Annotated in this window: 13 protein-coding genes and 3 pseudogenes; 5 read left to right on the plus strand and 11 right to left on the minus strand. The window is 72.2% G+C overall.

From position 1 onward, the window contains the following. Window positions 1-10: 10 nt before the first annotated feature. The 7 genes from SACTE_RS26585 to SACTE_RS26615 all read right to left on the minus strand — a co-directional run bounded on the left by SACTE_RS26585 (window position 11) and on the right by SACTE_RS26615 (window position 8,660). Window positions 11-2,113 carry an iron ABC transporter permease gene (locus tag SACTE_RS26585; RefSeq protein ID WP_014049112.1) on the minus strand — a complete coding sequence of 701 codons (2,103 nt, stop codon included), beginning with the start codon at window positions 2,111-2,113 and terminating at the stop codon, window positions 11-13. Further along, window positions 2,110-3,171: an iron-siderophore ABC transporter substrate-binding protein gene (locus SACTE_RS26590; RefSeq protein ID WP_014049113.1), complete on the minus strand. Its 1,062-nt coding sequence runs from the start codon at window positions 3,169-3,171 to the stop codon at window positions 2,110-2,112. The genes SACTE_RS26585 and SACTE_RS26590 overlap by 4 nt, the downstream gene beginning before the upstream one ends. A gap of 99 nt (window positions 3,172-3,270) precedes the next feature. Next, window positions 3,271-4,131: an ABC transporter ATP-binding protein gene (locus SACTE_RS26595; protein WP_014049114.1), complete on the minus strand. Its 861-nt coding sequence runs from the start codon at window positions 4,129-4,131 to the stop codon at window positions 3,271-3,273. A 163-nt stretch (window positions 4,132-4,294) separates the two neighbouring features. Beyond that, window positions 4,295-5,134, minus strand: a complete 840-nt coding sequence (locus SACTE_RS26600; RefSeq protein WP_014049115.1) for an AraC family transcriptional regulator — start codon at window positions 5,132-5,134, stop codon at window positions 4,295-4,297. Window positions 5,135-5,353: 219 nt separating this feature from the next. Next, window positions 5,354-6,877 (minus strand): 3-hydroxyacyl-CoA dehydrogenase, encoded by a 1,524-nt coding sequence (locus SACTE_RS26605; RefSeq protein ID WP_014049116.1) that lies wholly within the window; start codon window positions 6,875-6,877, stop codon window positions 5,354-5,356. 62 nt (window positions 6,878-6,939) lie between these two features. After that, on the minus strand, window positions 6,940-7,716 hold the full coding sequence (locus SACTE_RS26610) for a 3-oxoadipate--succinyl-CoA transferase subunit B (RefSeq protein WP_014049117.1): 777 nt from the start codon (window positions 7,714-7,716) through the stop codon (window positions 6,940-6,942). Window positions 7,717-7,742: 26 nt separating this feature from the next. Then, window positions 7,743-8,660, minus strand: a complete 918-nt coding sequence (locus SACTE_RS26615) for a CoA transferase subunit A (protein WP_176724329.1) — start codon at window positions 8,658-8,660, stop codon at window positions 7,743-7,745. Window positions 8,661-8,815: 155 nt separating this feature from the next. Here SACTE_RS26615 and SACTE_RS26620 point away from each other — a divergent pair, with 155 nt between their 5' ends. The 3 genes and pseudogenes from SACTE_RS26620 to SACTE_RS26630 all read left to right on the plus strand — a co-directional run. Continuing rightward, complete coding sequence (locus SACTE_RS26620; protein ID WP_014049119.1) at window positions 8,816-9,718, plus strand: LysR family transcriptional regulator; 903 nt, start codon at window positions 8,816-8,818, stop codon at window positions 9,716-9,718. A gap of 103 nt (window positions 9,719-9,821) precedes the next feature. Beyond that, window positions 9,822-11,048 carry an acetyl-CoA C-acetyltransferase gene (locus SACTE_RS26625; RefSeq protein WP_014049120.1) on the plus strand — a complete coding sequence of 409 codons (1,227 nt, stop codon included), beginning with the start codon at window positions 9,822-9,824 and terminating at the stop codon, window positions 11,046-11,048. Between the two features lie 14 nt (window positions 11,049-11,062). Then, window positions 11,063-11,487: pseudogene (locus tag SACTE_RS26630) on the plus strand (MFS transporter); the annotation flags it as partial. A 429-nt stretch (window positions 11,488-11,916) separates the two neighbouring features. Here SACTE_RS26630 and SACTE_RS35595 read toward each other — a convergent pair. Next, window positions 11,917-14,037, minus strand: a pseudogene (locus SACTE_RS35595) (ISL3 family transposase). Between the two features lie 3 nt (window positions 14,038-14,040). Here SACTE_RS35595 and SACTE_RS34090 point away from each other — a divergent pair. Further along, window positions 14,041-14,223 carry a hypothetical protein gene (locus tag SACTE_RS34090; protein WP_014049121.1) on the plus strand — a complete coding sequence of 61 codons (183 nt, stop codon included), beginning with the start codon at window positions 14,041-14,043 and terminating at the stop codon, window positions 14,221-14,223. Between the two features lie 35 nt (window positions 14,224-14,258). Then, window positions 14,259-14,715 (plus strand): annotated as a pseudogene (locus tag SACTE_RS35600) (MaoC family dehydratase); the annotation flags it as partial. An 11-nt stretch (window positions 14,716-14,726) separates the two neighbouring features. Here SACTE_RS35600 and SACTE_RS26650 read toward each other — a convergent pair. The 3 genes from SACTE_RS26650 to SACTE_RS26660 form a co-directional block, all read right to left on the minus strand. Next, a complete protein-coding gene (locus SACTE_RS26650; protein ID WP_014049122.1) occupies window positions 14,727-15,869 on the minus strand; it encodes an FAD-dependent monooxygenase in 1,143 nt (380 codons plus the stop codon). Between the two features lie 175 nt (window positions 15,870-16,044). Further along, window positions 16,045-16,737, minus strand: a complete 693-nt coding sequence (locus SACTE_RS26655; RefSeq protein ID WP_014049123.1) for a TetR/AcrR family transcriptional regulator — start codon at window positions 16,735-16,737, stop codon at window positions 16,045-16,047. A 126-nt stretch (window positions 16,738-16,863) separates the two neighbouring features. Then, window positions 16,864-18,342: a sialate:H+ symport family MFS transporter gene (locus SACTE_RS26660; RefSeq protein WP_014049124.1), complete on the minus strand. Its 1,479-nt coding sequence runs from the start codon at window positions 18,340-18,342 to the stop codon at window positions 16,864-16,866. Window positions 18,343-18,372 lie beyond the last annotated feature (30 nt).

The following is an 18,372-nucleotide window of genomic DNA, read 5'->3' on the forward strand; positions in this document are numbered from 1 at the left end:
CGGTCCGGGGTCATGCGCGGGACTTCCGGAGCACCCAGACGAAGTACGGGGCACCGACCAGGGCGATCATGAGGCCCGCCGGCACCTGAGAGGGGGCGACGACCGTGCGGCCGAGGGCATCGGCCACGCAGACCAGCAGCCCGCCGAGGACCATCGAGACCGGGATCGCCCGACCGTGCCGGGTGCCCACCAGCGACCGGGCGAGGTGCGGGGCGACGAGCCCCACGAAACCGACGGCACCGACGGCGACCACGCTGAGCGCCGCCAGCACCGCGGCGATCGTCAGCGCGGTGAGGCGTGTGCGCACCGGCCTGACGCCGACGATGCGCGGGGTGTCCTCGTCCACGGCGAGCAGGTCGAGCTGGTTGCGCATGGCGAGCAGCACGGGGAGCGCGAGTGCCAGGGCCACCGCGACCGGTACGACGTCCGGCAGCGTGCGCCCGTAGGTCGTGCCGGAGAGCCAGGTGAAGATCCGCGGCGTGTTCCACGGGTCGGCACGCAGCAGGAGGAAGGTGGTGACGGAGCTGAGGCCGTATCCGCAGCCGATGCCGATCAGGACGAACCGGTCGGGCAGGAAGCCGCCGCGCCAGGACAGCAGGGCGATCAGCGCGAACGTGGCGAGCCCCGTCGCGACCGCCGCCGCGATGAGCAGCGGCCGTCCGCCGGACAGGCCCGACGTGACGACGGCCGCCGCACCGAGCCCGGCGCCCGCCGTGATGCCGAGTACGCCCGGCTCCGCCAGCGGATTGCGCACCGCGCCCTGCACGACGCATCCGGCCAGCCCGAGTGCCGCGCCCGCGAGGACCGCGGCGACCACGCGCGGGACCCGGTCGTCGAGTGCCTGCCCGATCAGGTCGGGGGCCGTGCCCTGGACCCAGAGCGCGAGGTCCCCCGTCCGCAGCCAGAGGCTTCCCGCCAGGACCGCCACGAGGGCCGCCCCGGCCAGGAGTGCCACCGCGCCGAGCACGACGAGGAGGAACGCGCGGCGCGACCGCGCGGCGACCCGGACGTGCGGTGGTTGCCGGAGCTGTCCCGTGTCGCGGAGGCGGAGCGCGAGGACCACGATCACGACGGAGCCGAGCAGCGCGGTCGGCACGCCGGTGGGGATGGAAGCGGCCCCGTCCGCGCCCTGCACCGCGCGCAGCGTCGCGTCCGCGAGCAGGATGAGCAGCGCGCCGAGCAGCCCGGCCGCGGGCACCAGGAAGAGGTGCCGGCGCAGCGCCCGGACCCGCCCCGCGATCAGACGGGCCAGGACGGGGGCGCCGAGGCCGACGAAGGCGATCGGGCCCGCGAGCGTCACCGCCGTGCTGGTCAGGAGCACCGCGCAGACGACGGCGGTCACGCGGGTGGCCCGGATCGGCACACCGAGGGTGGACGCGGCGTCGTCGCCGAGGTTCATCACGTCCAGCCGCCGGGACAGCGCCAGGGCGACACCCAGCACGACGGCCACCAGGGGGAAGGCGCGCATCGACGCGTCGATGTTCAGCTGGGCGAGCGAACCGCTGCCCCAGGCGTAGAGACCGGTGGTGTTCTGCTTGAACAGGATGAGGAACATCGCGGTCGCCGCGTCCAGGGCCATCGCCGTCGCCGATCCGGCGAGGATGAGACGGGTGCCCGCGGTGCCCGCCGCCCGGCCCGCGAGGAGCAGCACGAGCGCGGCCGCCGTCAGGCCGCCGGCGAAGGCGACGGCCCCCGACGCCCAGAGGGGTACCGCGAGACCGAAGGCCGCGACGAGGGAGAGCGTGAAGTAGGCCCCCGCCGTGACCGCGAGGGTGTCGGGGGAGGCGAGCGCGTTGTGCGTGACCGACTGCAGGAGCGCGCCGGCCGAGCCGAGGGCGACGCCCACCGCCACGCCCGCGAACAGGCGAGGCAGCCGCGAGCCGGTGAGGATCTCGCCGACCGGTGCCCCGCCGGTGTCCTCCCGGCCCCCGGTGAGGTACCGCACGAGGTCGCCGACGCCGACGCCGGACGTCCCCTGCGTCAGGTGCCACATGCCCACCAGCACGGTCACGAGGAGAAGGAGTGCCAACACGCCCACCCCGGTGGGGCCGCCGCCGCGCTCGGTGCGCGGCGGCGACGCCTCCCGGGGTGCCGAGATCTGCGTCGTGCTCACTTCTTGAGCACGTTGACGTAGGCGTCGATCGCCTGCTCGCAGGAGCGCGGACCGCCGGCGCCCCACACCCGCGCCGGGAACGCGTGCGCGCGTCCCTCCTTGACGGCGGGGATGGTCTTCCAGAGCGGGTTCTTGGCCAGCGCGGCGACGTACCCGCCGGCGCCTTCGTCGTTGGCGTAGAAGAAGTTCGCGTTGCCCACCGAGGTGAGGCCCTCGACGTCGGTCTGCGCGAGGCCGTAGGAGGGATCGACGCCCCCGTCGCCGTGCGCCTTGTTGACGTCGTTGGTCCACGCGGGGGTCATACCGAGCTCTTTGCCGATCTCGGTGAACAGCGCGCCGTCACTGTAGGGGCGGACGGTGAGGTTGCCCCCCTCCAGCCATCCGTCGAAGAACAGGAAGTCCTTCGTCGGCAGATCGGCGTCGGTGACCTGCTTCTTCGCCGTCGCGAGGTGCTCGTCGAACTCCTGGAGGACCTGGTCGGCGCGCTCGGTGCGTCCCGTCGCCTTGCCGATCATGCTGAACACCTCACGCATGTTCCCGATCGGGTCCTTGGGGTTCGCCCCCCGCGTGGCCATCACGGGAACGCCGCGCTTCTCCAGCTTCGCGATGGTCTCGTCGTCGGCGTCGAACGCCTCCACGACGATGAGGTCGGGCTTGGCCGCGTAGAGCGTGTCGAGGTCGGGCTCCTCACGGGTGCCGATGTCGGTCACCCCGTCGGGCAGCTTCTCCGCGCTGACCCAGGTGCTGTAGCCCTTCGCGTCGGAGACCGCGGTGGGGGTGACGCAGAGGGTCAGCGCGTCCTCGACCTGCTGCCATTCCAGGACCGCTATCCGCTCGGCGGGCTTGTCGAGCTTCACCTGGCGGCCCACGCCGTCCTTGAAGGAGACCGGCTTCGTCGAGGTGGTCGTGGTGTCCTGCGCACAACTCTTGGACGCCGGCGACGCGGAGGCGCTGCTGCTCGCCCCGGCGTTGTCGACGGTGGTCGTGCCGCAGGCCGTCGCGGCCAGGACGATGAGCCCTGTGGAGGCTGACGCCGCCAGGCGGTGGGCACGGTTCATGAACGTTCCTCTTTCTTGCGGTGCGATGCGAAGTGTTGCGAAGTGACGCGGTGCGGCGGAGTGCCGCGGTGCGTGACCGCCGGGGCGGGACGTGCCGCCTCAGGCGGGGTGCCGGCCGATCGGGTCGATACGGAGACGGCCCGTGCGGGGGTCGATGCCGACCTCGACGCGGATGTCGTAGACCTCGCCGATGTTCTGCGCGGTGAGGACGTCGGCGGGTGCGCCCGCCGCGTGCACACGGCCGGAGCGCATCAGGACCAGCGTGTCCGCGACGCGGGACGCCTGGTCGAGGTCGTGCAGCACGACCCCGACCGCGATGCCGTGGTCGTCGACGAGATCGCGCACCAGGTCGAGCGTCTCGATCTGGTAGCGGAGGTCCAGGTGGTTGGTCGGTTCGTCCAGCAGTACGACGCCGGTGTCCTGGGCGAGGCACGCCGCGAGCCAGACACGTTGCATCTCCCCGCCGGAGAGCTCCCCGACCGGCCGGCCGGCCATGTCCCGCACGCCGGTGACGCCCATGGCGCGGTCGACGGCGCTCCGGTCCTCGGCGGTCGGCCCGGCGAAGCCGCGGCGGTACGGGTGACGTCCGAACGCCACGACCTCCGCGACCGTCAGCCCCTGGGGTGAGGGCCTGGACTGGGAGAACAGGGTGACCTCGCGGGCGAACTGCCGGGCGCTGAGCAGAGCCGCGTCGCGCTCGGGTGCCCCGTCGGGGGAGTCGAGCGTCACCCGGCCGCCGTCCACCTTGTGCAGCCGGGAGAGCGCGCGCAGCAGCGTGGACTTCCCGCTGCCGTTCGGCCCCACCAGTGCGGTCGCCCGGCCGGGTTCGAGGGCCAGTGAGACCCCGTGGACGACCGGTGTGCCGCCGTACCGCAGGACCAGGTCGTGTCCGGTGAGGGCGGCCGGCGTGGCAGGGCCGGCCACGGGGCCGTCTGCGGGCCGGGAGGGGCGTGTGAACATCAGGGGGTCCGGACGGTCGGAGGGGCAGGGACTGCGGCACCCTCCGTCCGGCTTGCGCCGACCGGGCAGCAAAAACTCTGCCGCGTACGGAAAGTCCCGTTCGCGGCGCAACTAAGGGTCGCCTAACTCAGGGAAGACTACGTTCCGGTCGCTTTGTCGGCAATCAGGAGTCCCGGACAGGCGATACGGAATTCCGGACATTCTCGGGCGCGCTGCCGGCCGAGGCCGAGAACGCCCCCGGCGTGGTTCCCACGACCTTCCGGAAGGAGGCGATGAACGTGCTGGGCTGCGCGTAGCCGAGCACCTCGGAGACGGTCGTCACGTCGAGCCCCTCCGAGAGGAGGGCCAGCGCGCGGTGCACACGCAGCGCCTGCCGCCACTGGGCGAAGGACAGGCCGGTCGCCTGCCGGAACGCCCGGGTGACGGTCCGGTCGCTGATCCCCAGCAGCCGCGCCCACTCCTCCAGCGAGCGGCAGTCGGCGGGGTCGTCCAGCAGCGCTTCGGCGATCACGTCGATCCGTGCGTCGCCGGGCAACTGCAACGCGAACTGGCGTTCCGAGGGCTGGAGCACGTCGTACACGACCGACTCCGCCCGCGCCCTGGCCGCCGCGTCGAGATCCGTGCGGGACAGATGGTTCAGCAGCGACTCCAGCAGCGGCGTCATCTCGATCGCCCTCGGCTCCTCGAACGCGAACGGCGCGCGGTCGGGGGCGAAGAAGGCCTCGTAGAACCTCGCGCCCGCTGTGACCCTGCCCCCGTGCGTCGTTCCGGCGGGCATCCACAGCCCGTGCCCGGTGGACACGGTGAAGACGCGGTCGCGGACCCGGGACGTCAGCGTCCCCCCGCGCACCCAGACGAGCTCGTGCAGGGGGTGCGCGTGGGGCGACCACTCGGTGGGGACGGAGGGAATCCGCAGCCCGGCGACTATGGCGAAGGGGGCTGTCGTCTGCTCGGGGAGGGGCGGAACCCGGCGCACCACGGTGTTCGCCTCGCGCCGCCACATCCCGGGGCCCGCGTCGCCATGGAACGGTGGGACCATGCGGACGAGTCTATCCGGGGGCCGCACCGGCGCCGGGAGGCCCCTGGGCCGCGCATCCGGGCGCGCGTGCGGCGCCGCCGCCGCAGGGGCCGCCCCGGTCGCGACGGGATGCCGTCACCCGGCGGCCCCGGCACATCCCGGCCGCCGCTCCACGCGGGCCCCATCCGGTCCCGGCGGGTGGTGTCACCCGGCGCACGCGGCCGGGGAGGTCCCCGGTTTCGTCAGCGGCAGCCCCAGCTGTGCGCGTTCGGTGAGCCAGCGGGTCGGACGGTGGCGCGGGTCGCCGGTCGTGGCGTGCAGGGCCCGCTGGAGCTCCAGCATCCGGGCGGCCCCGATCCGGTCGCCCCAGGCCAGCGGCCCCACCGGGTAGCCGAGCCCGGCCGTCACCGCCAGGTCGATGTCCGCCGGGGCGGCCAGCGAGCGTTCCGCGATCGAGGAGGCCACCGACACCACCGAGGCCAGCAGCCGCTGTGCCACCGAGCCCGCGGTGTCCCGCACCACCGATACCGCGTACGGGTCCGCGCCGGACGCCGCCCGGGCCAGCACCGCCCGCGCGTCCCGGGCGGCCTCGGGTTCCGCCGCCGGGGTCACCGCGAGCACCCGGCGCCGGCCCGCGGCGGGCAGCGGGTCCACGCCGAAGGTGCGCTCGGCCGGCAGACCCAGCGCCGCCACGGCGGACGCCACCGTCGTGCCCCAGACCGGCACCAGGACCACGGCGCGCTCCGACGGTTCCGCTCCCGCCTCCACCACGGCCCCGGAGGCGGCCAGCGCGTCGGCGTACGCCGTGTCCCCCGCCACGAACACCGGCCGGTCCGCGTCGCCCGTCACCGGGGGCTCGTCGGCCGGGGCGGGGGCGTCCGGGCCGTACGCGTACCAGCCCCGGCCGGTCTTGCGGCCGTGCAGGCCCGCCACCACCCGGTTCGGGGTGAGGTAGGAGGGACGCAGGCGGTCCTCGTGGCGGAAGCCCTCCCAGATCGAGTCGATGACGGCCGCCGTGACGTCCAGCCCCGTGAGGTCCATCAGCTCGAAGGGGCCCATCCGCAGCCCCAGCACGTCCCGGGCGATACGGTCGACGTCGGCCGGTTCGGCCACCGACTCCTCCAGCAGCGCCAGCGCCTCCGTGACCAGGCCCCGGCCCGCGTGGTTGACCAGGAAGCCCGGAGTGTCGGCGACCGTGACCGCGCGGTGGCCGCACCCGGTCACCAGCTCGGTGAGGAACGGCGGGATCTCCGGCCGGGTGGCCGCGCCCGGCACCACCTCGACGATCCTCATCAGCGGCACCGGGTTGAAGAAGTGCAGTCCGGCCAGCCGCGACGGGTCCTTCAGGGTGGCCGCGATCCGGGTCACGGACAGCGACGAGGTGTTGGTGGCGAAGACGGCGGAGGCCGGCAGGGCCCGCTCCAGTCCGCCGAACACCTCCGCCTTGGTGTCCAGATCCTCCCGCACGGCCTCGACGACCAGTTCCACGTCCGGTCCCTCGGCCCACGGGTCGTCCAGCGGGACCAGCCGCTCCAGGGCCGAGGCGCGGTCCCCTGCCGTCATCCGCCCCTTGTCCACCGCCCGGTCCAGCATCGAGCGCACGAAGTCGACGGCCGCCGTGACCGCCTCCCGGCGCACGTCGGCCAGCTCGACGGTGTGTCCGGCCACGGCCGCCCACTGGGCGATGCCGCGGCCCATGGCTCCGGCGCCGACGATCCTGATACGCATGGCGGTCACGGTCCTCTCGTTGAAGCCGACGGATGTCGGAAGGGTGTGTCGTCCGTGTCGTCTCAGCGAAGATAGACGCGGCCGGGGTCCACGTCCTCGCGCAGCAGCCGCAGTTCCTCCGCGGTCGGCGGCTCCACCGTCTCCACGGAATCGGCCACCACCAGGTCCCAGCCGGTCGCCGCCCGCACCTGATCGACCGTCACACCGGGGTGCACGGCGACCAGACGCAGCTCATGGCCGGTCCCTTCGCGGGCCAGGATGCCCAGTTCGGTGATGACCCGGGTGACCCCGGCGCCCAGTGGGCGGATGCCCTCCGCCAGCGCCCGGTCCGGGCCGGGCGTGGTGCAGAAGTCCAGCACGCCGGTGAAGGAGCGCGGGTGGTGACGGCGCATCACCACGAACACCTCACGGGAGTTGGCCATCACCTCGACGCCGCCCCCGGAGCCCGGCAGCCGCACCTCCGGGCGCTCCCAGTCGCCGATCACCGAGGTGTTGAGGTTGCCCCACCGGTCGATCTGGGCGGCACCCAGGAAGCCGACGTCGATGTGCCCGCCCTGGAGCACGCAGCCGAACAGCGCCGGCATCGACAGCACGGCCTCCGCCCCGGAGATCAGCACCGCGTCGGCGATCGTCTCCGGCAGGTGCGAGGGGTGCGCCCCGCACACCCCGGACTCGTACACCACCTCGATGTCCGGAGCGACCGTCAGGTGGGCCAGTTCGGTGGCGAGTGTCGGCAGCCCGATGCCCGCGAACACCGTCCGGCGCCCGGCCAGTTCGCGGGAGGCCACGACGGAGAGCAGCTCGGACGAGGTGACGTCCAGGGGGGCGGTGGAGGGCATGTCGTGTTCCTTCTCCCTCGGCGCGCTCACAGCCGCCGTCCGTAGTTCACCGGTTCGCTGAGCGCCTCGCCGACCGCGAGCCCCGCCCAGAACTCCTCGCCCAGCTTGTCGACGTACGCGGCGTGGTCGGCCGTCCCGTACACCCACTCCTCCAGCCACGCCCGCAGCCGGTCCGGGTCCTTGCTGATGTGCGACCAGGCCCGGTAGAAGGCGTTGTCGCGGTCGTAGTAGCCCTGCGCGAAGGACGGGTGCGCGCCGCGCGGGCAGACCACCACGGCGTCCACCGCGTGCGCGGGGATCAGGGTGCGGTTGGGGTCCGAGCGGACCACCTCGTCCGCGACGACCTCCTCCACGACGACGACCGCCTTGTCCGCCGCGTACACCGCCTCCGCCTGGATGCCGGTCAGGCCCCACAGCTGGGTGTTGCCCCGGCGGTCCGCCCGCTGGGCGTGGACGATCGTCACGTCCGGGTTGACCGGCGGGACGACGTAGATCTGCTCGGGTCCGCCGTCCGGCCCCGGGTAGGGCGAGGTCACCTTGCGCAGGTCGGCGTTGACGCCCGGCAGGTCGCTGCCGCCGTAGCTGCGCAGCGGGTAGAAGGGGAGGCGCTGCGACCCGGCGAGGTAGCGGCAGACCATCCCGTAGTGGCTGTACTCCTCGAAGGCCAGCGGCTCCGGGTCGGCCCGCTCGATCCTGCGCCTCAGCTCACCGAGCGAACCCGCGGAGGAGTTGCCCACGAAGGAGGAGACCAGCCGCGAGACGCAGCCCGCGGCGATCATCTGGTCCACCACGATGTCCGCCGTCATCCGCACGACGGTGAGGTCCCGGCGGCCCTGGCGGATGATCTCGTGTCCGGCGGCGGTGGGGACGAGATGGGTGAAGCCTTCGAGGCTGACGGTGGCTCCGTCGTGCACGAAGGAGGCGACGGCCTCCCTCATCGACATGACTTTGCCGGCCCCGTCGGCCGTGTCCGTCCGTTCCACGGTGCTCCTCGGCGAGTGTGTGCGGATTGCTCCCCCACCGTGTCAGCGGCTATTGATTGCCGTCCAATACCAAATTAGGGTCCCACCAAGACCGTTGATTAATGAGTGGGTGCCCGATGGAACTGCGTCATCTCGCCGCGTTCACCGCCGTGGCCGAGGAGCTGCACTTCGGCCGGGCCGCCAAGCGGCTCCAGATGGCCCAGCCCCCGCTCAGCCAGCAGATCCGCCAGCTGGAGAAGGAGCTCGGTGTCCGGCTCTTCGAGCGCAACACCCGCTCGGTGCGGCTCACCGGCGCGGGGGAGTCGTTCCTCGAACCGGTGCGCGCCGTCCTGGAGGACCTCGACACGGCGGTACGGGCGGCCAAGGCCGCCGGGCGCGGGGAGTACGGCCGTGTCACCGTCGGCTTCGCCGGCGCCTCCAGCCACGAGACCCTGCCCCGGCTGACCCGGGCGGTGCGGGCCGCCCACCCCGCGCTGGAGCTGGTCATGAAGGGCCAGACCTACGCCAACGTCGCGCTGTCCCGGGTCGCCGACGGCTCCCTGGACCTGGGCTTCGTCCGCCTCCCGGTGACCCAGCCGGGCGTGGCCTACCGGGTCATCGACGAGGAGGAACTGCTGTGCGCGCTGCCCTCCGACCACCACCTGGCCGGTCTCGACAGCGTCCCGATCGCGATCCTCGCCGAGGAGCCCTTCGTCTCCTTCCCCGCGAACGCCGGCTCCTCGGTGCGCGACGCGATGGTCCAGGTCTGCGAGTCGGCCGGCTTCACCCCGCGCGTGGTCCAGGAGGCCCCCGACTCGTACACGATCCTGGCGCTCGTCGCGGCGGGTGTCGGCGTCACGCTCACCGTCTCCTCGGTCCGCCACATCCAGCAGGGCGGGCTCGTCTACCGGCCGCCGGCCGGCCCGCCCATCCGGCGCCAGGCCGCGCTGGCCTGGCGCACCGACAACCCCTCGGCCGCCCTGCGGGCCGTGCTGGCGGTCGCCGAGGAGGCCCTGCCGACGCCCCGCCGCCCCGATTGAGACGCCCGGCGTCTGGAAGGACGGCCAACTCGATATTGGACCGACTCAGTGGTCGGGTGCGAGGGTCGGCCCACACACCCGAGCCGCCGAAAGGTGTTCCGCCGTGCCCGACCAGACCGATGTCGTCATCTGCGAACCGCTGCGCACCCCCATCGGGCGGTTCGGCGGAGCCTTCGCCCAGCAGACGCCCGCCGCGCTCGCCGCACGCGTCATCGCCGAGGTCGTCGCCCGTACAGGCATCGACCACGACCGCATCGACGAGGTGATCCTGGGCCACGCCTACCCCACGTCCGACGCACCGGCCATCGGCCGTGTCGCCGCCCTGGACGCCGGGCTGCCCCAGAGCGTCACCGGCCTCCAGACCGACCGCCGTTGCGGTTCCGGCCTCCAGGCCGTCCTGGACGCCGCGATGCAGATCCGGGCCGGCTTCAGCGACGTCGTCGTCGCGGGCGGCGTCGACGTCATGAGCGCCGCCCCCTACTACACGCACGACGGCCGCTGGGGCATCAAGGGCCCCGGCCTCCAGCTCCACGACTCGCTCGCCCGCGGCCGGGTCACCGCCGGCGGCGCCCACCACCCCGTACCCGGCGGCATGATCGAGACCGCCGAGAACCTCCGCCGCGCCTACGGCATCAGCCGTGCCGACCAGGACGCCCTCGCCCTGCGCTCCCAGGCCCGCGCGGCCCGCGCCATGAAGGAAGGGCGCTACGACGCGGAGACCGTCCCCGTCACCGTACGCACCCGGAAGGCCGAGACCACCGTCACCGCCGACGAGCACCCCCGCCCCGACACCACCGCGGAACAACTCGCCGCGCTGCGCCCCGTCATGGCCAACAGCGACCCCGAGGCCACCGTCACCGCCGGCAACGCCAGCGGTCAGAACGACGCGGCCGCCGCCTGCCTGGTCACCAGCGCCGCCACCGCCGAGCGGCTCGGCCTCACCCCGCTGGTCCGGCTCGTCTCCTTCGCCCGCGCCGGGGTCCCTGCCGCCACCATGGGCCTCGGCCCCGTACCGGCCACCCACACCGCCCTCGGCCGTGCCGGGCTCACCCTCGCCGACCTCGACCTGATCGAGATCAACGAGGCGTTCGCCGCCCAGGTCCTGGCCTGCACCCGCGAACTCGGCCTCGGCGAGGCCGACCACGAGCAGCGGATCAACGTCAACGGCTCGGGCGTCTCACTCGGCCATCCGGTCGGCGCCACCGGCGCCCGCATCCTCGCCACGCTGGCCCACGAGATGCACCGCAGCCAGGCCCGCTACGGCCTGGAGACCATGTGCATCGGCGGCGGCCAAGGCCTCGCCGCGGTCTTCGAGCGCCTCACCGGCTGAGACCGCCCCTTCCCCTGAGCTTCCTCGCCATCAGCCGGCTGCCCGACGAGGCCTTCGTCGCCTGGGGCTGGCGGGTGCCCTTCCCCTCGGCCGCCCTCGTGATCGTCGGACGGTTCGTGCGCCTGAAGGTCGCCGAGTCGCCCGCCATGGCCGGGCTCACCAAGAAGGAGGTCGTCAAGCTTCCGCTGACCGAGGTCCTGCGCAGCCACCCCATGCTGATCGTCCTCGGCATCGGCGCCTGCACGATCGGCCTCTCGGCCACCTACTTCAAGTCGACGTTCGCCCTGTCCCGGGCGACCAGCTCGCTCGGCTTCGACCGCAGTTCGTTCCTGACGATCACCCTCGTCGCCAACATCTCCAGATCGTCGTCCAGCCCTTCGACGCGGTCATCGCCACGAGGATGAAGAGCTGGTCGCGCGCCGTGACCGTGATGCTGGTGTCGCGCGCAGGTGAAGGTTGGATTCCTGCATTATTTTTTGCGGCTCCAGAAGAAGGCAACCAAGAGGACAACTATGACGAGGAAGGCCAACGTAAATATGGCCGCAGATTTCCCGTCCTGCAATGCTGGGGCCGTTGCAAGGATGCTCATGCCCCTCGATCCTTCCTGTGGCTGACCAGTCCAAGGACCAAAGAGATCAGACCTGTGGCCAAAAGAATGACAGCCAAGGGGACTAGCGCGGAGCCGGAGCTGTGAGGGAGCAGTAGGAGCAAACCTGCACAGAGCAGCTGCACCAAGCCCAGCAGCGAAATTTGGCGGCCTCTTCCAGGCTGAATCATTCAACCTCTCCGTTCCAATGCGAATCCGATGTGCGGGTTCACCGCAGTGGTGGGGCCGGATGGGAGTCGGCCCCACCACTGGACTATCCGGTTAGTTCAGGTTGTTCTGGTATGTCGCGCCGACATACATGCCAGCGGCCGCGCCTATGGCCATGCAGAAGGGGAGGGCGGGCACCGCTCCGGGCCCGGTAAAGGCTGCTGCTCCTACTTCACACAGAGCAGTGATGCCTACATCCGCGATCATGGAAGCCGTGGCTGACTCAGCCGCTCCGGTGCCACCAGTGAAACCTGCATAGAGAATCGTGCCGATCCCCAGAGAGTTGCCGATGCTGTCAAAGCTCAGGGTCCCCTGGGGGTCGGTGCGGTTGATGGGGTCGCCTTCGGCGTAGAGGTAGGTGTTGGTTTCCTGGCCGGAGGGGTCGGGCTGGGTGAAGCGGCCGAGGGCGGGGTCGTAGTAGCGGGCGCCCATCTTGTAGAGACCGGTCGGGTCGCTGTAGGCGCCGGCGAACCGGTAGGGCTGGGGGGCGGTTTCGGTGGGTGTGGTGCGGGGGGTGCCGGTGGGGGTGTAGGCGTAGGCGTGGGTGCGGGTGCCTGTCTGGTCGACGGCGCCGAGGATGCTGCTGGTGGCGTCGGTGAGGTAGTAGTAGCTCTTCCCGCTCCTGGTCATGGAGTTGAGGGTGCCCCCGGGTTCGCGGACGAAGCCTGTGTCCGTGGGCCCGGTGGTGGTGGAGGCGAGGCCGAGCTGGGTGTGGTGGAACCATGTGTCGCCGAGCTTGGTGCGCTCGTCGTTGGTGGTTCCGGCGTGCTTGGCCTGGTAGGTGGTTCCGCTTGTGGTGATGCTGGTGAGCTGGTTGTAGTCCGACCAGGATTCACCGGTGTGGGCGGTGCCCCCGGCGGGGGTGGCGGCGGTTTCGTTGCCGGCCGTGTCGTAGGACCAGCCGGTGGTGGACCCGCTCTTCGATATCAGCTGGGAGGCGTCGTCGTAGGCGTAGGTCGGGCTGGTGGGGCAGGTGGTGGCGGTGGTGTCCTGGTGGGTGAGGAGGAGGCGGGCGAAGCGCTGTGGGGTGGTGACCGGTCTGTTGCCCTCGGCGCGGCCCTGGGTGAGGTAGCGGACCAGGAGGTTCGCGCTGCCGGTGTAGCCCAGTTCTTTGATCTCGCGCAGGAGGTGGGTGACGGGCACCGCGGGGTTCTCGGCCCGGCGCTGGCGCAGGTGGTCGCGGTAGGGGTCGACGAGTGTGGGTTTGTAGCGGGGCGCGCGGCGGTCGCCGGTGGGTTCCTTCATGCGGGCGTACCGCTTGGCGGTGTTCAGGGCGATGTCGAGGCGGCGGGCGCATTCGAACAGGCCGACGCCTTGGCCGAGCAGGTTGTGGACCTGTGCCAGCGTTCGCGGGTGGTCTGCTCGCGTACGCCCCCGGGCCGGGCGGGGTTCACGGCGTTGGCCCAGCAGGCGGCGTGGGAGCGGACCTCGGCCAGGACCTTGCCGCACAGGTTGGACCAGAGATGCCACCTGTCGCTGACCTGGACCGCTTCGGGGAGGGCCTGGCGAATCGCCTCGCCGTAGGAGGCGGAGCCGTCGCGGCAGACGTACTCGGCCCCGGGGTGCTCGCGTAGCCACGCGACCAGGGCCTGGGTGGTGCGGTCGGGCAGGACGTCGATGCGCTCGCCGCTCTCGGCGTCGATGGGCACGGTCGCGTAGCGGTGCCGGCGCTTGAGGGCGAAGTCGTCGACGCCGAGCACACCCGGGACGCGCGATGGTGGCAATGCCTGGCGCATGAGCACACGCAGGGCGGTCGAGCGGGAGATCGCGCAGGCCAGCACACGGGAGAGGCGGGCGCCCGCCCGGCCCGCTAACTCCCTCACCACGGAACCGAGTTGATCGGCCAGGCGATTGGTGCGCCGCTGGTAGCGCTCCACGACGCCGGGAACTTGCTCACGGAAGGTCTGCCGCCGGCAGCCGAGCACCGGGCACACCATCCGCCGCAACCTCACCGAGACGACGACCCCCCCCGTCCGTCAACCGGCACGTCCGCGACCCTCCGCCCGTGGAAACCGTGCACCCTCCCCGTCGGCGTCCCACATACGGGACACGGCACCGGGTCGTCCCGGGTCCGCGCCGACAGCCGGATGACCTCGCCCTCGTCCGTCACGCCCTCGACGACCAGCGCAGACAGCTCTGAAAAACCACACGCACAAGCTCGTTGACATCACGCACGCCATGCCGACGAAAGCCATCACCGTTGGTTACCACCGATTACGGGACAGAGCCCTTCACCGTACAGACCCCTTCCAGGTCGCGCTCACCCTGGGCCGCATGATCCTGCTGCTCAAGCGCCCCGACCACGACGAGCTCGCCGTCGACCGGGCCGCCGCGCCCCGCACCGCCGTCGTCACCGCGTGACCCCGTCCCCGTACGAGCAGAACGGAGCAGCATCGATGTCCCTGACCGCGCACGGCATCCCGGAGATCCTCGCCCTCGGCGGGCGCGACCTCGGGCACTCCGGCTGGAAGGAGGTCACCCAGGAGCTCATCGACGCCTACGCGGAGGTCTCGGGGACCATCGGTGGATCCACACCGACACCGCCCGCGCCCGCCGACGGCCCGTACGGACGCACCATCGCCCACGGATGCATGCTGCTGAGCTGGGGCATCCCGATGTTCGGCGAGCTGCTGAGGGTCACCGGTGTGGGGCGCGCGCTCAACTACGGGGTGGACCGGGTCAGGTATCCGGTGCCCGTCCCCGTCGGCAGCCGGGTCCGGCTGCACGCCTCGGTCGCCGAGGTGGAGGAGGTCGCCCGGGGCGGGGTGCGGATGACGCGGGCGTTCGCCTTCGAGCTCGAAGGATCCGTGAAGCCCGGCCTGCGTCGCGCAGTCGCTGACGCACTTCCCCCCCCTGACGGGCTGTCACCTGGCGTCCGGTGCGGAGGTGAAGAACTCCGCCATCCGCTCCAGGCCGTGCCCGCCGAACATGATCTCCAGATTGGCGGCGGATTCGGCGGCGGACGCCTCGCCGCGCGGGAAGAGCCCCTCCTCGTACGCGGCCAGGGCGGCTTCCAGGTCGCCGGGGTGGGCGGCGACGGCCAGGCCGAGCTCGGCTCCGTCGAGCATGGCGAGGTTGGCCCCCTCGCCGGCGAACGGGGACATCAGGTGGGCGGCGTCGCCGAGCAGTGTCACGCCCGGCACGCGGTCCCAGCGGTGTCCGACCGGCAGCGCGTGGATGCGGCGGGGTACCGGCGCCCCGTCCGCGTCGGCCACCAGTGCGCGCAGATCCTGGTGCCAGCCCTCGAAGTGGGCGAGGACCGCGGCCTTGGCGGCGGCGCCGTCGCCGAAGTCGATCGTGTCGATCCAGTCCTCGTCGGCCCTGAGCGCCGTGTAGATGTGCAGGCTGCCGTCGGTCTCCCGGTGGGCGAGGAGACCGCGCCGGTCGCCGAGGCACATGAAGGACCCCGTGCCGACGACCGCGGCGGCACGCGGGTGGCGGGTGTCGGCGTCGAGCAGGTCGGTCTCGACGAGCGAGATACCCGTGTAGGCGGGCCCGGCGGGGGACAGCAGCGGCCGGACGCGGGACCACGCGCCGTCGGCACCGACGAGCAGATCGGTGGTGACGGCCGAGCCGTCGGCGAACGCGACCTCGTGCCGGCCGCCGCCGATCGGGCGCACACCGGTGGCCTTCCGGCCCCAGTGGACGGTGCCGTCCGGGAGGGAGTCCAGGAGCAGATCGCGCAGGGCGCCCCGGTCCACCTCGGGGCGGGTGCCGGTTCCGTCGTCGTCCTCGTCCACGTGGACGGTGCCGTCCGGACCGAGCAGGCGCATCGCCTGACCGCCCTCGTGGACGATGCCGCGGAAGCCTTCGTGGAGACCGGCGGCGTGCAGCGCCATTTGACCGCTGTCCTCGTGGATGTCGAGCATGCCGCCCTGGGTGCGGGCACCGGCCGACGCCTCCAGATCGAAGACGGCCGCCTCTGTGCCGTTGGCGTGCAGGACCCGGGCGGCGGTCAGGCCGCCGAGGCCTCCGCCGATGATCGCGATGGGGTGGTGGGTGGTCATCGTCGTCTCCAGACCGTACGGGGGAGCGGGCGGCAGCGGGGTGCGCCCTGGGTGCCCGGCCCGGTCGGAACGGGGCATCCTGATGGACACCTCCACCGTAACGAACATGTTCGTTGCGAACAAGTTCGTGAAGAGGTGTGCTCGCCGGTGCCTGGGGCCGCCGCGCCTGAGCCGGTCAGCCCTCCAAGGGGGCGGGGGTGTGGATGATGCCGTTGATCAGCACGTCGAATCCCCAGGTCAGCCGGGACTCGTCGGGACCGGCGAGCAGGGCGGGCAGGTGGGCGCGGATCGCCGGATGGGTGGCTTCGTCCGCGTCGTGCACCGCCCGGGTCAGGGCGTCCCAGTCGTCCTGAGCCGCCGGGTCCTGCTCCCGCGTCCCGTGCTCCGCGGCGGTGGCCGTGGCGTACTGGAGCAGCGTGTCGACCCCCCACGCGGCCTGCCCCACGGGCACCCCGCCGCGGGAGAGCAGTCCGAGGACGCGTTCGACGAGGTTCAGGTAGTTCTCGCCGCCGGGGTGCGCCACCAGGGCGGAACGGGCGAGCCGCGGGTGCTCGAACAGGACGAAGGTGTAGGAGGTCAGCACCTGGACCAGCTGTTCGCGCCAGCCCGTCCCGGCCTCCTCGGCGGCCAGGTCGACCTCGCCCAGCAGGGCGTCCAGGACGGCCCCGTGCAGTTCGGCGGTGTTGGCCACGTAGACGTACAGCGAGGCCGGCCCGGTGTCCAGCTCCTGGGCCAGACGGCGCATGGTCACCTTGTCCAGGCCGTCGGAGCGCATGATCCGCACGGCGGTGTCGACGATGCCCCGCCGGGTCAGGGCGGGCTTCGCGGGGCGCTCGCGGCGACTGATCGGTTCTCTCGTGGCAGCCATGTCCCGATCGTAACGAACGTGTTCGTCACCGGAGCCGGGCCGGGTGCGGCTCCGCGCCACCACCGACACGGCGGCCGGGCCGCGCTCCGGTCTGCCGAGCGCGGCCCGGCGGGATCCGGCCTGCGGTCAGGGGGTCACGCGTTCCGTCCTCGGCTCGGGGGCCGGCTCCTGGGCCGGTACGGCCAGGTGGTCCGCCACCGCCTCCGGGTCGACCAGCCGGTTCAGCCGGGCCGGCACGTCGAACCCGACCAGGGCCACCACGATCACCGTCCCGGCGAAGGTCAGCACCGCCAGCGCCCGCCCGAGGTCCATCCCGGACGCCAGATGCGCCCCCAGGACCGGGGCCACCGCCCCGCCGAGCGCCCCCACGTTGTACGTGAAGCCCAGCGCGGCACCACGGCTCGCGGTGGGGAAGTGGCCGCCGATCCAGCGCGGCAGCAGCCCCGAGATCCCGAAGCTCGTCGCCTGGAGCAGGAAGAGCAGACAGCCCAGCAGCAACAGGTTGTCGTGCACCGCGAAGACCGGGTAGACGAAGGCGAGGGAGGCCAGCAGGGTCAGCGCGTACGCCTTCTTCGCGCCGATCCGGTCCCCCAGGAAGCCCGCCGTCCAGCAGCCCACCATGGTGCCGAAGCCCGCGAAGTACAGGACGTCGGTGACCTGGTCGGTGCTGTAGCCCAGGTCCGATTTCAGATAGGTGGGCAGCAGCGCCTGGATGGGCCAGGAGTACAGGAACGCGAAGAACAGCGTCACGATCATCGATACGTACAGCAGCCAGCTCCGCCTGCCGCCCAGCTGCACCGCGAACGCGAGGAGGGAGAGCCCCGCGACCACCGACAGCACCGGCACCAGGCCCTCGCCGCTCGGGGTGAAGACCATGAAGAGCGAGAGCGTGGCGGCCACCACGAGAACGGTGTTGGCCACGGCCAGCCGCGGGGTCCGGAACAGCGGCCGGAACGGGTTGGGCTTGGCGCCCCGGTCCGCGACATCCGCCGTCCACTCCTCGGCCTCCGGCAGCGCCCGCCGCATCCACAGCGCGACCGCGATCGGGATCAGGCCCAGATAGAACATCCACCGCCAGCCCAGCGAGGGCACCACCCAGTTGTAGACCTGCGCGGCGAGGACCGACCCCACGGAGAAGCCGGAGATCAGGAAGCCGCTGGCCCGGCTGCGCAGCCGGGACGGCCAGCTCTCCATGACGTAGGTGGCGCTGGCGCTGTACTCCCCGGCCATGCCCATGCCGATGGCGAGGCGGGCGGCGAAGAGGCTGTGGTAGTTCCAGGCGAACCCGCAGGCGAAGGTGCCCAGCGAGTAGAGCAGGATGCTCACCACCATGGAGAGTTTGCGGCCGTACCGGTCGCCGAGGGCGCCCAGCACCGCGCCGCCCAGCCACCGGGTGATGAAGGCACCGGAGACCAGGCTGGCCGCCTGCACCGTGCTCAGCCCGAAGTCGTCACTGATCTCGGTGAGGACGAGCGTGATCAGGACGAAGTCGAACCCGTCGAGGACGTAGCCGATCCACGCGGCGAAGAAGGACTTCCACTGGGTACCGCTCACCTCGCGGTACCAGGGGAGCGAGGGGGGTGTTTTCTGCACGGTGCGCTCCATGGTGCGGGGCGGCTCCTCGGTGGGCGGCCG

This window comes from Streptomyces sp. SirexAA-E, from assembly GCF_000177195.2.
Lineage (GTDB): Bacteria > Actinomycetota > Actinomycetes > Streptomycetales > Streptomycetaceae > Streptomyces > Streptomyces flavovirens.